This window comes from Novosphingobium anseongense, assembly GCF_037482895.1.
In the GTDB taxonomy this organism is placed as follows: domain Bacteria; phylum Pseudomonadota; class Alphaproteobacteria; order Sphingomonadales; family Sphingomonadaceae; genus Novosphingobium; species Novosphingobium anseongense.
In genome coordinates, this window is the sequence record NZ_JBBHJZ010000003.1 from 383,856 (window position 1) to 397,437 (window position 13,582).

The window sequence follows — 13,582 nt, forward strand, 5'->3', positions numbered from 1 at the left end:
AGAGGCCAAGTTTCCGTGGGATCTTCGCGGACTTAAGCATTTTTCTTACTCTCGATTGAGGACCCTGCGATCGAGCCCGGAGCGGCCGGAACGCGTTTCGCGTCCCGGCCGTCGGTACTCAGCTTAGAAGTCGAACTGCACCGCGGCAGAAATCGTGCGCCCGAGCAGAGTACGGGCGAGAACGAGGCCACCTGCCGGGATCGTGGCCTGAGAGACCTCGACGAATGCAGCTTTGTTGAACAGGTTGGAGGCGTTGATCGACAACTCCACGCGGTCCATCGGCCGGACGCGAGCGAAGGCGTTGATCAGCGTGTAGCCAGGCAGCTTGAGCTGGTTGGTGTCCTGAGCATAGTTGCTCGTCGTGCCGACGGCGTTGAAGCCAACGGTGAACAGCTCGGTTTCGTACTGCGGCGTCGCCGAGAAGATCACGCTCGAAGCGTGACGCGGCTTGTTGCCGACCAGCAGCGGGTTGGCCGGATCGCTCTCGATCTCCGCGTCGGTGAAGGTGGCGTTGGCCGCCAGGCTGAAGCCGCCCGTACGGTAGGTACCCTCGATCTCGACACCCTTGGCCTTGTAGCCGCGGGCGATGCGGACCTGCACCAGCGAACCGTCGGGCGCAGCCGCGATCTGCTGGTTGCGCTCGCTGGTCTTGGCGTAGAAGGCGGTTGCGTTCAGCGTGATGTTATCCTTGCGGAACTTCGCGCCGAGCTCGGCCTGCTTGACCGTATCGTAGCCGTCCGCCGGGCTTGCCAGCGCGCCGGTGACCGAATTGACAGCCGCCGTGAAGGGGATGCGGTCGGCAGCGGCGCGGCCGCCGCGGCTGTAGCGTCCGAACACCGCGAACGATTCCGCGACGCGATAGTTCACGCCGACCGAATAGCTGAGGTAGTCGTACTTGTAGTTGAGCGGAGCCGGGCTTCCGAGCGGAAGGACCGAGGTCGTGCGCTCGGGCAACGAGATCACGCCGTCGCCGTTGACGTCGACCGCCGTGATGCCGACGCGGCCACCGCCGAGATCGGCGCCGTAGAGCGTGCCCTTCACGCGACCGATGTCGTAGCGGACGCTACCGCCGACGGCGAGACGGCCGGTGTGATAGTTGATCGAGCCGTACGGCGCGTTGACGTCGTAGTTGGCGTCGATGCGGCGGTTGCGCACGGTGCTGCCCGGGATGTTGTAGTTCAGGACGCCGTCCTGGGTGACCGCAACGCCGGTGGCAGTGGTGATATTCAGCAGCGACGTTTCACCGCCGCCGCGAGCATCGCTCACCAAGGTCTGCAGCGAGTTGAACGTGTCGATGTCCTGCGACGCCTTGTAGAAGCCCGCCGTGGTCGTCAGCTTGCCGCCGCCAAGGTTCCAGACGCGGCTGATGCGCAGGTCATTGGTCATGTTGTCGTAGCTGTTGGCCTTCGAGCTGTTGAGCACCGAAAGTGCCACCAGACCGTTGCCGTTGAGCGTGGACGGGTTCGTGATCGCCTGACCGCGATTGGGACCGCTGGCATAGCTGAGGCGCGCGCCCGGGCCGCCGAACGAGGGGAGCAGACCGGCTGCAGGGCCGACCACGATCGGAATGTTGTAGTTCAGGCTGCCCGAGATGTCCGCGAAGCGGAAGCGCTCGGTGACCGTCCACTCGCCGACATCGAACTGCGATTCGAGGCCGATCGACTTCACCACCGAGTGGATGCCGTCGTGCAGGTTGCCCTGGGTCGGGCGGTTGGTCTGGTCGAGCGTCTGGAAGCCGCCGATGTTCTGCGAGAACAGCGAATCCTTGCGGACGTCGATAGAGCCGTAGTTCACGAAGCTCGGATCGGCATCGGTGCCCGTCGCCCGGATCGGAACGGTCTGGTAGAACGGCACCTTGTCGTCGAGGTACTTCAGGTGCAGCCTGATGTAGCCGTTGTCGAATTCCTTGGTGACGTTGAACTTGAACTGGCCGCCCTTGTAGGCATCGTAGCCGACGTCACGCGGACCTTCGCCCTTGCGATAGAAGCCACCGAACTGGAAGCGGACGGTGTCGGTCAGGCGACCGCCGTAGGCCGCGTCGACGCGGTATTCGCCATAGTCGACGCCGGTCGAGAGGCGGATCGAGCCGCCTTCGACTTCGCCCGTTTTGGTCATGAGGTTGATCACGCCGCCCGGCGAGTTCGAACCGAAGGTCGAGGCCGAACCACCGCGGATCGTCTCGATGCGCGCGAGGTTGAGGTCGGCGCGCAGCAGCGAGTCGGGCGAGAAGACCTGGAGGTCGCCGAACTCGAGGACCGGCAGGCCGTCTTCCTGGAACTGAACGAACTTCGAGCCGGTCGCGGCGAGCGGCAGGCCGCGGATGGTGTAGCTGGCATTGCCTTCGCCGGTCACGGCTTCGGCGCGGATGCCCGGAATGTTGCGAAGAACTTCGGAAAGCGAGCGCGCCCCGATCTTCTGGATTTCGACGTTGTCGTAAGCGCTGGCAGAAATCGCGCTGTCGAGCATGTCGCGGCCCTTCGCGACGCCCGTGCTGAAATTCTGTGCGGCCGGCTTCTGCGCCTGGCTCGATTCGGTCTCCGATTGCGCATCTTTGGCGGCAACAGCTTCATCGGCATAGGCCGACGCAGGAAACACAAATGCAGCAGTAAGAAGAAGGTACTTCAATTTCATATAGTTAAGCCCCGTTGATCCCCAAGACCTATGTTGGTCAACACGGCATTAGTCACGACGTCGTTAAGGCTGACGCTCAGCGCCGGTAGGTATAAATGCCGGGTAACCTTAAGGACGGTTAACCTGTTGGCGCCGGCGCCGGGCTGAGCAGGCGAGCCGATCGGCGAACTTAGACTATGGTCGTAGCGGCGGAATTCCTCGCTTTTTTACCGGTCGGTCTACCCGGCTGACGGCGCAAAAAATCATCTAATGAGAATCGCTCGCGTTAAAATCCCGCGGTAAAATGGCCTGATTGTGCCCACTATCCCGAATGTGAAATCACCAATTTCTGCGGTGGGAACGTCGTATCCCAGGCTCGTGCGAAGCCGAGCAGGTTCGGCCAGAAATGCCACAATCGCTCCGGAAAAACTGGACAAGCCCATTCTGAATTGTTGCAAGTGATTATCACTTGCTGCAATTGCACATCGCCGCCCACCATCGCTAGGGCGCGTCAAGTCATGGGAAACTCGCGATTATGTCCATCGTGCTTCGCAACCGCGTCCGTCTCGTTACCGCGCTGCTGGCCTCGACCGCCGCGCTGGCTCCGCTTGCCGTCCAGGCGCAGGAAGCCGGTGAGCAGTCCGAGGACATCATCGTCACCGCGCAGCGGGTCAACGCCACCGAAGTCAGCCGCGGCGGCAGCCTCGGCGCGCTAGGCAACAAGGCGGCCGAGGACGTCCCCTTCGCGATCAAGAGCTACAACGCCGCGCTGATCCTCAACCAGCAGCCGCAGACCTTGGGCCAGGTGCTCGAGAACGATCCCTCGGTGCGCACGACCTTCGCTTTCGGCAATGCCGCCGAACTGTTCGTCATCCGCGGCTTCACCCTGGCCGGCGACGACATCGGCTTCGACGGCCTCTACGGCATCACCCCGCGCCAGCTGATCTCGCCCGAGCTCTATGAATCGGTGCAGGTGCTCAACGGCGCCAGCGCCTTCCTCAACGGCGCCGCGCCGGGCGGTTCTGGCCTGGGCGGCAGCGTCAACCTGCTGCCCAAGCGCGCAAGCCAGGACGATCTGGCGCGCGTCACCGCCAACTACACCTCGGACAAGCACTGGGGCGGCAGCTTCGACCTGTCGCGCCGCTTCGGCGCCAATGGCGAATGGGGCCTGCGGATCAACGGCGCGGGCCGCCAGGGTGACGTCGCGATCGATAGCGAATATCGCAGCTCCTACGTTGTCGGCGGCGCGCTGTCCTATGACAGTGGCCCGCTGCGCGTGGTGCTCGACCTCGCTTATCAGAAGGTCCGCGTCGAGGGCCTGCGCCCGAAGGTCGCGGTCAGCGGCGCGGTGCCGGTCGTGCCGCGCGCCGAGACCAACTATGCCCAGCCCTGGACCTATACCGATCTGCGCGACCTGTTCGGTCAGCTGAAGCTCGAATACGACGTGGCCGACAACGCGATGCTCTATGCCTCGTTCGGCGCGCGCGACGGTTCGGAGAAGGGCATCTACGGCGGCGTCACCGTGACCAATGCGCTGACCGGCGCGGCGACGATCGGCGCGTCGTACATCCCGCGCACCGACAACAACGAGGCGGCGCAGGCCGGCATCCGCGTCAACCTGGCCGCGGGCGGCATCACCCACGAGTTCAACGTCGGCGGATCGGCGATCTGGCAGGTCAACCGCAACGCCTACGAGTTCTACGTCTCGGGCGCGGCGCAGGCGACGAACATCTACAACCCGGTCACCGTGTTGCGGCCGACCACCGTGTCCTTTGCCGGCGGCAACCTGACCGATCCCTTCCCGATCTCGCGCAGCCGCCTGTGGAGCGCCTTCGCCTCGGACACGATCGGCGTGCTCGACGACAAGGTGCTGCTGACCGCGGGCCTGCGCCTGCAGACGATCGCGACCAAGGGCTATTCCTATTTCGGCGGCGCTCAGCAGAGCAATTACGACGAAAGCGCCGTGACCCCGGTGGTTGGCCTGGTGATCAAGCCGGTTGCCGGCGTGTCGCTCTACGCCAACCGCATCGAGGCGCTGGTCGCGGGCGATGTCGCGCCCAACACGGGCACCGGCACGGGCGGCGCGAATATCCCCGTCAGCAATGCCGGCGAGGCGCTCACGCCCTACAAGTCGAAGCAGTACGAGGCGGGCATCAAATACAACTCGCCGCGCTTCAACGCGAGCGTCGCGCTGTTCCAGATCGACCGCATCACCGCCGGCCTGGCGCTCGATCCGAACCGTCCCGGCTTCCTGCGCTACGGCCCGATCGGCACCCAGCGCCACAAGGGCGTCGAGGTTTCGGTCGACGGCGAGCCCGTCGAGGGCCTGCGCCTGATCGCCGGCGGTTCGTACATCGACGCCAAGCAACGCGCGACCAACACCGACGCGGTCGGCGTGCCCGACCTGCTGCTCAACGCCAACGTCGAGTGGGACCTGCCCTTCGTGCCGGGATTCACCCTGACCGGCCGCGTGGTCTACACGGGCGAGCAGGCGGCGAACCTCGCCAATACGCTGACGCTGCCGTCGTGGACCCGCGTCGACCTGGGCGCGCGCTACGTCGCGGTGGTCGCCGACAAGCCGCTGACCTTGCGCTTCGGCGTCGATAACGTCGCCAACAAGCGCTACTGGGCCTCGGCCTTCCAGGTGTTCAGCGCCGACCTGCTGCAGGGCAACCCGCGCACCTTCCGCGCGTCGGCCTCGATCGACTTCTAAGACCCGAGCAAGGCGGCCGTCATTCCGAGGCGCTCGTGTCCTCGGAGGTGTCGGCCGCCGCGCGTTCCGGCGCGATCAGGTGCCCGGCGACGAGGATCGGCACGAGGATCGCCATGCCGATGAACACGCTGACCATGCGCTCGAGCCCCGGCTCGATCGCGACATTGGCATAGTCGTCGGGAACGAGCACCACGAGCACGGCCAGGGTGAACTGCAGCCCGAGATAGGCGTTGCGCGTCGAGCCGTTCTCTATGTGGCGGCCCAGCACGATGCCCAGGCACGTCCCCGCGACGAGCAGCGGCACCGAGCCGTGCGCGACATAGAGGATCGCCGCGGCCAGCAGTCCGCCGGCGAGGCAACCGACCGCGCGCTGGCGCAGCCGTCGGCTGACCGGCGCGAGCCCGCTCGAGCCGAGGCCGGCGACGGGAACGATCATCACCGCCATGATCGTCACCCCCGCTTGAGCGAGTTCGGGAATGTCCCAGTAAAGGTGGATCACGGGCAGCAGGCTCAGTGCTATTGCGGCCTGGACGGCGTGGCGCGCGGCGTCGGGATGCCAGCCGACCGGCGGCGTTGACGGCGTCAGCGAGGCGGGCCACCAACGGCGCGCAGTGAGGGTTGAGACCACGCTGACGATCACGCAGGCGAGCGTTCCCGCGCCAACCTCGAGCACGCGGGTCAGCGCCAGCGCCTCGATGTCGAGGTGGCGGTTCTCCATGCGATCGAGCACGATCATCAGGAAGGTCAGGCCGAACAGCAGGAAGGCATAGGCGCGCTTGGCGGTGAGCATGCCGTAGAGCCCGACCCCGCCGACGAGCGCGACCGCGAGCATGATCTGCCAGAGGGCCAGGTTCGTCATTCGCTCGAACCAGATCGCCAGGGTCGCGCCCAGGAAGGTGCCGATCATGCGCAGCACGGCGCGCACCAGCGTCTCGCCGACCGGGCCCTTGAGCAGCACGAAGGCGCTGAAGGCGGCCCAGGCGATCATTTCGGCGCCGACCAGATGGGCGATGACGATGGCCAGAAGCACCGAGGCGACGCATTCGAGCTCGTCGGCCATGCGGCGGCCCGGCGTTATCAGCACGCGCAGTTCGCGGCGGAGCCTTTCGGTCAGCGTCGGATTGGCGGGGCGCGTGTCGGCAGGCGTCATCGCCCCGCTATGACTCCACTTGGGCGTGGGATCAAACCTCGAGCGGTGCCGTCGCCAGGCCCAGTTCGGGAATGCTCACCGAACGGCGGCCGGAAAAGTCGGTGCGCACCACGATCAGCCCGGCCTTTTCGTAGTGCTCGATCAGCCGGCGCACGCGGCCCGGCGAATTGGTGCCGTAAATCCGCGCGAGTTCGTCGTCGTCGGGGCAGGGCGCATCGTCGCGCGCAGCGCGGGCCATCAGCAGGAAGGGCGCGAGCAGGTCGTCGGCAAGCGGCTTGGCAACGCGCAGGATCTCGGCCCATTCGGCCGCCTCGGGATTGAAGATGCCCGCCACGGCCATGGCGAAGCGGCGGCGGAACTGGGTCATGTCGACATGGCCCGCGGTCAGCCGCTGCATGCGACAGCGCACCGAAAAGTCCTGGAACAGCGTCGCGGGCGACTGGAAGGTGCAGTTCTCCTCGGCCACCATCTCGGCAAGGATCGCGTTGACCGCGACGTCGATCTCGTAGCGCGAAGGCGTGAACAGCTGCGGCTGGATCACCTCCTCTTCCTCTTCGGGCACCAGCGGCACCGCGGCGATACGCTCCATCAGTTCGTCGGCGTCGAACTCGGGCTCGGGCGGGGCCGGGCGGTGGATCGGCGTCTCGTCGGTATGGAGGTCCGTATGGAGCAGCGCGTGGATGTCGTCGGGCGAGGCCGAGGGCGGCGGGGTCAGCGCGTGCGAGCCGCCGCGCGAGCCGGTGCGGACCGAGCCGATGCGCACGGCCACCGGGCGCCGGCTGATCGCCGGGCCGAGCCCGAGGAACTGGCCGCGCGCGAGGTCGCGGATCTGCTCGGCCTGACGGCGCTCCATGCCGAGCAGGTCGGCCGCGCGCGCCATGTCGATGTCGAGGAAGGTGCGCCCCATCAGGAAGTTCGAGGCTTCGGCCGCGACGTTCTTGGCCAGCTTGGCCAGCCGCTGGGTCGCGACGATGCCCGCGAGCCCGCGCTTGCGGCCGCGGCACATCAGGTTGGTCATCGCCGCGAGGGAGAGCCGGCGCGCTTCGTCGCTGACCTCGCCAGAGGCGACGGGGGCGAACATCTGCGCTTCGTCGACCACGACCAGCGCCGGATACCATTCCTCGCGCGGGGCATCGAACAGCGCCGAGAGGAAGATCGCCGCAGCGCGCATCTGCGCCTCGATCTCGAGCTCGTCGAGCGCGAGCACGACCGAGGCGCGGTGCTTGCGGATGCGCTGGGCGAGCCGCGCGAGCTCCTCGGCCGAGTAGGCGGCGCCGTCGACGACGATATGGCCGAAGGGCTCGGCCAGGGTGACGAAGTCGCCCTCGGGGTCGATCACCACCTGCTGGACGATGCCCGCGCTCTCTTCGAGGATGCGGCGCAGCAGGTGCGATTTGCCCGAGCCAGAGTTACCCTGCACCAGCAGGCGTGTCGCCAGCAGTTCCTCTACGTCGATGGTGATCGGGGCGCCGTTCGGGTCGACGCCGATTTCAATCGGTGCGCTCACGCGCGGGCATTAGATCGGCCGCCGGATTCGGACCAAGGGCACAGAGGGGCTTTTCCAGAGGTTTGGGGTAGAGTGAGGCCAAAGATCTTCCCCTGAAAGGGGAGGGGACCGCCAGCAAAGCTGGTGGTGGAGGGGGGGGCCGCCATCGAAAGGGTTACACCCCTCCGTCAGCGCTCCGCGCTGCCACCTCCCCTTGCAGGGGAGGATCTACTGCTCCCCGATCGCCTGCCCCGCAGCCCTGCCACTCGCCCAGGCCCACTGGAAATTGTAGCCGCCGAGCCAGCCGGTGACGTCGACCGCCTCGCCGATCGCATAGAGCCCCGGCGTGCGCTTGACCTCCATGGTCTGCGACGACAGATCGGCGGTAGAGATGCCGCCGGCGGTGACTTCGGCTTTGGCATAGCCCTCGGTGCCGTTGGGTGCGAATTGCCAGTCGCGCAGCCGCGCTTCGGCTGCGCGCAGCGCCTTGTCGGACAGGTTGCCGAGTTCGCCCGCCAGTGCCAGTCGCTCGCCCAGCGCTGCGGCCAGGCGATCGGGCAGGCCGCGCGACAGCACCGTTGCGAACTGCATGCGCGGGTGCTCGCGCTTCTCGGTCAGCAGCCAGTCGGCGCCGCGATCGGGCAGGAAGTTGACGCCGATCGGCGTGCGGTGCTGCCAGTAGGACGAGATCTGCAGCATCGCCGGGCCCGAGAGCCCGCGGTGCGTGAACAGCGCCGCCTCGCGGAATTTTACCTTGTTCCAACGAACCTCAACTTCGCTTGAGATTCCCGAGAGCTCGCGGAAAAGTACCTCGTCATCGCCGAGAGTGAAGGGAACCAGCGCGGGGCGCGGCTGGACCACCGAGAGGCCGAATTGGCGCGCGACGTCATAGGCGAAACCCGTAGCGCCCATCTTCGGGATCGACGGTCCGCCGGTGGCTAGGACGAGTGCGGGGGCCGTGTGGGCCTGCCCGTCGATGGTCACGCGGAACCGGCCGTCGGCATGGTCGATCGCGCTTGCCGGATGGCCGAGCAGCAAGGTGACGCCGCCCGCTTGGCATTCCTCCAGCAGCAGATCGACGATCTGCCGGGCCGAACCGTCGCAGAACAGCTGGCCTAGGGTCTTCTCGTGCCAGGCGATCCCGTAGCGATCGACCAGGTCGATGAAGTCCTGCGGGCGATAGCGGCCGAGCGCCGACTTGGCGAAGTGCAGATTGGCCGAGAGGTAGTTCTCCGCCTTGGCGTGGACATTGGTGAAGTTGCAGCGCCCGCCGCCCGAGATCAGGATCTTCTTGCCCGGCGCCTCGGCGTGATCGACCAGCAGCACATGCCTGCCCATCTGCCCCGCGGTCGCCGCGCACATCAGCCCGGCCGCGCCGGCGCCGAGGACTATGGCGTCGTATTCAGCCATTCAGGATCGAAGCGCCGACCGCCTCGCCCACCTTGATCCCGTCGATCGCGGCCGAGAGGATGCCGCCGGCATAGCCTGCGCCTTCGCCGGCGGGGAACAGGCGCGCCACGTTGACGCTCTGGAAGTCCTTGCCGCGCGTAATCCGCAGCGGTGAGGAGGTGCGCGTCTCGACCCCCGTCATCACCACGTCGGGATGGTCGTAGTTGGCGATCTGGCGACCGAACACGGGCAGGGCCTCGCGGATCGCCTCGACCGCATAGTCGGGCAGGCACTGCGCGAGATCGGTCAGCGTCACGCCGGGCTTGTACGACGGCGTGACCTCGCCGAGTTCGGTCGAGGCGCGGCCCGCAAGGAAGTCGCCGACCTTCTGGCCGGGTGCGGCATAGCTCGAGCCGCCGACCTGATAGGCCAGGCTTTCCCACTTGCGCTGGAACTCGATCCCGGCGAGCGGCCCGCCCGGATAGTCGCGCGCCGGATCGATGCCGACGACGAGGCCCGAATTGGCGTTGAACTCGGCGCGCGAATACTGGCTCATGCCGTTGGTGACGACGCGGCCTTCCTCGGAGGTTGCGGCGACGACGCGCCCGCCGGGGCACATGCAGAACGAATAGACCGAGCGCCCGTTGGAGGCGTGGTGGACCAGGCTGTAGTCGGCGGCGCCCAAGTCGGGGTGGCCCGCGCAATTGCCGTAGCGCGCGCGATCGACCCAGCTTTGCGGGTGCTCGATGCGCACGCCGATCGAGAAGGGCTTGGCCTCCATGAATACGCCGCGCGCGTGGAGCATCTCGAAGGTCGGGCGTGCCGAGTGGCCGATCGCCATGACGACGTGATCGGTGTCGAGGAAGCTGCCGTCGGCGAGGTGCAGGCCGCGCAGGCGCTTCTGGCCATCCGTGAGCTCTTCCAGCTCGATGTCGTCGACGCGCGTCTGCCAGCGGTATTCGCCGCCCAGCGCCTCGATCGTTTCGCGCATCGATTCGACCATCGTCACGAGGCGGAAGGTGCCGATGTGCGGGTGCGCTTCCCAGAGGATGTCGTCGGGGGCGCCCGCCTTGACGAATTCCTCGAGCACCTTGCGGCCGAGGAAGCGCGGATCCTTGGTACGGCAATAGAGCTTGCCGTCGGAGAAGGTGCCGGCGCCACCCTCGCCGAACTGGACGTTGCTGTCGGGGTTGAACTCGCTGCGGCGCCACAGACCCCAGGTGTCCTTGGTGCGCTGGCGCACGACCTTGCCGCGGTCGAGGATGATCGGCTTGAAGCCCATCTGCGCGAGGATCAGCCCGGCAAAGAGCCCGCAGGGGCCGGCGCCGATGACCACCGGGCGTTTGCCGCTGTAGCCGGCGGGGGCCATCACCGGGAAACGATAGGTCATGTCCGGCGTGGGCCGGACGTCCTTGTCGCCGGCGAACCGTTCGAGGACTTCGGCCTCGTCGGCCAGTTCTAGGTCGACGGTGTAGACCAGCAGCACGGCGTTGCGCCGGCGCGCGTCGTTGCCGCGCTTGAACACGGTGAACGACTGCAAAGCCTCCGGCGCGATGCCCAGCCGCGCGCAGATCGCTTCGGGCAGCGCTTCGGCCGGGTGGTCGAGCGGCAGTTTGAGGTCGGACAGGCGGATCATCTTAGCGCAGCTTGGCGATGCTCAGCCCATCGGCCTTGGCGCGGTCCTTGGTCGATTCCTCGCTGCGCTTGAGCGCCTTGGCGATCGCCTTCAGCGCCATGCCCTTCTTGGCGAGCGTGTGCAGCTTCTGGATCTCGTCCGCGGTCCAGGGCTGGCGATGTCGTTCGAATTTTTCGGCCATGTCGGGTCCCTTAGCGCCCGCGCATCGCCTTCACCAGCGCCTCGTCCAGCGCCGAGAGGAACCGCGAGCGGTCGGTCTTGGAAAAGGGCGGCGGCCCGCCGATCTGCGTGCCGATCGAATCGCCGCCGGCGCGCAGGTCGGCCATGATCGCGCGGGTGGCGATGGCCGAGCCGATCGAGGCCGTGGTGAACGGCTTGCCGTTGGGCGCGATCACCGTGGCACCGGCCTTGAGGCAGCGATCGGCCAGCAGGATGTCGGCGGTCACGCAGACCGCCCCCGGCGCGGCGCGCTCGGCGATCCAGTCGTCGGCCGCATCGAAGCCGTCGCTGACCACCACGCGGTCGATCAACGCGTGCTGCGGCACGCGTATCGGACTGTTGGAGACGATCGTCACCGGCACCTGCAGGCGGAAGGCGACCTTGTAGATCTCCTCCTTGACCGGGCAGGCGTCGGCATCGACGAGGATGCGAATCCCCGCGCCGGTCATCAGCGCGCCTGCTCTGGCCGCTTCTTCCAGACTGCCTTCTTGTGGAACGGCTTGTCCGGACGGCCGCCGTTGCCGTGTTCGCGGCTATAGGGCTTGGGCTTGTGCGGCCCGGGGTGGCCGCCGGGGCCAGCGTGCGGACGTGCACCGGCGCCCGGATGGTCGCGACGGTTGCGGCGGGCCTCTTCGCGCGGTGCGCCGTCGGCGGCGACGATCTCGACGCCGTCATCCTCGCCGGCCGTGCGCTGGACGGCATCGAGGAAGCGCGCGGCGACGGGGCTGGCGATCTCGAACAGCGTCTCGTTGGCGGCGAGGCGGATCGCGCCGATGTCGCTGCGGCTGACATGGCCGCGCCGGCAGATCAGCGGCAGGATCCAGCGCGGATCGGCGTTGTGGCGACGGCCGACGTTCATGCGGAACCACGAAGAACCCTCGAACCCTTCGCGCGGACCCCGCGGCGGCGGCGCATCGGTGGCGAGCAGTTCCTCGGGCGCGGGCATCTTCGCGCGGTGCGCCTGGATCAGCGCAGCAGCGATCTCCTCGGGGCTGCGCTCGGCCATCAGCTTGGCGGCGAGCTCGCGGTCCTCGTCCTCGATCTCGACCGGCGCGAGCAGCGCCGAGAGCATGCGCTCGCTGTCGGCGGCGCGGATGTCTGCGGCCGAGGGGGCATTGACCCATTCGGCGGCGATGCGCGCGCCGCGCAGCATGCCTTCGACGCGGCGGCGGCGCGGATAGGGCACGAGCAGGATCGCCGTGCCCTTCTTGCCGGCGCGGCCGGTGCGGCCCGAGCGGTGCTGGAGCGTTTCGGCGTCACGCGGGATCTCGACGTGAACGACGAGCGTCAGGCTCGGCAGATCGATGCCACGCGCGGCGACGTCGGTGGCGACGCAGACGCGTGCGCGCTGGTCGCGCAGTGCCTGCAGCGCGTGGTTGCGCTCGTTCTGGCTGTGCTCGCCCGACAGCGCGACCACGGCGAAGCCGCGTTCGGTCAGGCTCGAATGCAGGTGGCGGACGTTGTCGCGCGTCGCGCAGAACAGGATCGCCGTCTCGGCCTCGTGCAGGCGCAGCAGGTTGACCACGGCGCGTTCGATGTCCGCCGGGGCGATGGCGATTGCCTGGTAGGCGATGTCGCCGTGGCCGCGGTTCTCGCTGGTGGTCGAGATGCGCAGCGCGTCGCGCTGGTAGCGGCGCGCGAGCGCGACGATCGGCTGCGGCATGGTCGCCGAGAACAGCAGCGTGCGGCGGCCCTCGGGCGTCGCGTCGAGCAGCTCTTCCAGATCCTCGCGGAAGCCCATGTCGAGCATCTCGTCGGCCTCGTCGAGCACGACCGCGGCCAGCTCCTGCAGGTGCAGCGCGCCGCGTTCGAGGTGGTCGCGCAGGCGGCCCGGGGTGCCGACGACGATCTGCGGGCCATAGGACAGCGCGCGGCGTTCCTGCGACGGGTTCATGCCGCCGACACAGGTGGCGACCTTCACGCCGGCGCCTTCGTAGAGCCAGGTGAGCTCGCGGCTGACCTGGAGCGCCAGTTCGCGCGTCGGCGCGATCACGAGGGCCAGCGGGCTCTGCGCCATGCGCGGCCGGCCGGCCTCGTCGAGCAGCTGCGGCGCCATGGCGAGGCCGAAGGCGACGGTCTTGCCCGAGCCGGTCTGCGCCGAAACGATCAGGTCGCGCCCTTCGGCCTCGGCCTCGAGCACCGCCGCCTGGACGGGTGTGGGTGCGGCATAGCCACGCGCTGCGAGCGCTTCGGACAGAAGCGTGGGAAGGTTTTGAAAGGTCATGTTCTCTTGCTTGTAAGGGCGACGCCGCTTGGCCTGCGGTCGGGCCGCGGGTCCGCATATGTGGCGCGCGATAGGCTCTTCGCAATCGCAACACAACGAAAATGCGGCCTTCATACCAAGGTATGCGGCGCAATTCGGCTGGCCATGCGAGTGTA

The 13,582-nt window shown here is 67.5% G+C and carries 9 protein-coding genes; 1 reads left to right on the plus strand and 8 read right to left on the minus strand.

Annotated elements, in window-relative coordinates:
• Nucleotides 1-123 precede the first annotated feature (123 nt).
• On the minus strand, nucleotides 124-2,595 hold the full coding sequence (locus WG901_RS15810) for a TonB-dependent receptor domain-containing protein (RefSeq protein ID WP_339588058.1): 2,472 nt from the start codon (nucleotides 2,593-2,595) through the stop codon (nucleotides 124-126).
• A gap of 550 nt (nucleotides 2,596-3,145) precedes the next feature.
• On the opposite strand from WG901_RS15810, the gene WG901_RS15815 reads away from it, so the two are divergent.
• Nucleotides 3,146-5,323: a TonB-dependent receptor gene (locus WG901_RS15815; RefSeq protein ID WP_339588059.1), complete on the plus strand. Its 2,178-nt coding sequence runs from the start codon at nucleotides 3,146-3,148 to the stop codon at nucleotides 5,321-5,323.
• Between the two features lie 19 nt (nucleotides 5,324-5,342).
• Here the strand turns inward: WG901_RS15815 and WG901_RS15820 are convergent, their stop codons facing one another.
• The 7 genes from WG901_RS15820 to WG901_RS15850 form a co-directional block, all read right to left on the minus strand.
• The gene (locus WG901_RS15820) at nucleotides 5,343-6,473 is read right to left on the minus strand and encodes an FUSC family protein (RefSeq protein ID WP_339588060.1); all 1,131 of its coding nucleotides are present in this window, start codon (nucleotides 6,471-6,473) and stop codon (nucleotides 5,343-5,345) included.
• Nucleotides 6,474-6,504: 31 nt separating this feature from the next.
• Complete coding sequence (locus WG901_RS15825) at nucleotides 6,505-7,980, minus strand: ATP-binding protein (RefSeq protein ID WP_339588061.1); 1,476 nt, start codon at nucleotides 7,978-7,980, stop codon at nucleotides 6,505-6,507.
• Between the two features lie 207 nt (nucleotides 7,981-8,187).
• Nucleotides 8,188-9,369: a BaiN/RdsA family NAD(P)/FAD-dependent oxidoreductase gene (locus WG901_RS15830; protein ID WP_339588062.1), complete on the minus strand. Its 1,182-nt coding sequence runs from the start codon at nucleotides 9,367-9,369 to the stop codon at nucleotides 8,188-8,190.
• Nucleotides 9,362-10,984 (minus strand): NAD(P)/FAD-dependent oxidoreductase, encoded by a 1,623-nt coding sequence (locus WG901_RS15835; RefSeq protein WP_339588063.1) that lies wholly within the window; start codon nucleotides 10,982-10,984, stop codon nucleotides 9,362-9,364. Before WG901_RS15835 ends, WG901_RS15830 begins: the two co-directional genes overlap by 8 nt.
• Nucleotide 10,985: 1 nt before the next feature.
• Nucleotides 10,986-11,165: a hypothetical protein gene (locus WG901_RS15840; RefSeq protein ID WP_339588064.1), complete on the minus strand. Its 180-nt coding sequence runs from the start codon at nucleotides 11,163-11,165 to the stop codon at nucleotides 10,986-10,988.
• 10 nt (nucleotides 11,166-11,175) lie between these two features.
• The gene (locus tag WG901_RS15845; RefSeq protein WP_339588427.1) at nucleotides 11,176-11,637 is read right to left on the minus strand and encodes a YaiI/YqxD family protein; all 462 of its coding nucleotides are present in this window, start codon (nucleotides 11,635-11,637) and stop codon (nucleotides 11,176-11,178) included.
• Nucleotides 11,638-11,651: 14 nt separating this feature from the next.
• Nucleotides 11,652-13,427, minus strand: a complete 1,776-nt coding sequence (locus WG901_RS15850; RefSeq protein WP_339588065.1) for a DEAD/DEAH box helicase — start codon at nucleotides 13,425-13,427, stop codon at nucleotides 11,652-11,654.
• Between the last annotated feature and the right edge of the window lie 155 nt (nucleotides 13,428-13,582).

Bases quoted from the DNA above. Each gene is read 5' to 3' on its own strand.
- WG901_RS15850 (WP_339588065.1), bottom strand. From the start codon at position 13,427: ATGACCTTTCAAAACCTTCCCACGCTTCTGTCCGAAGCGCTCGCAGCG.
- WG901_RS15835 (WP_339588063.1), bottom strand. From the start codon at position 10,984: ATGATCCGCCTGTCCGACCTCAAACTGCCGCTCGACCACCCGGCCGAA.
- WG901_RS15840 (WP_339588064.1), bottom strand. From the start codon at position 11,165: ATGGCCGAAAAATTCGAACGACATCGCCAGCCCTGGACCGCGGACGAG.
- WG901_RS15830 (WP_339588062.1), bottom strand. From the start codon at position 9,369: ATGGCTGAATACGACGCCATAGTCCTCGGCGCCGGCGCGGCCGGGCTG.
- WG901_RS15820 (WP_339588060.1), bottom strand. From the start codon at position 6,473: ATGACGCCTGCCGACACGCGCCCCGCCAATCCGACGCTGACCGAAAGG.
- WG901_RS15815 (WP_339588059.1), top strand. From the start codon at position 3,146: ATGTCCATCGTGCTTCGCAACCGCGTCCGTCTCGTTACCGCGCTGCTG.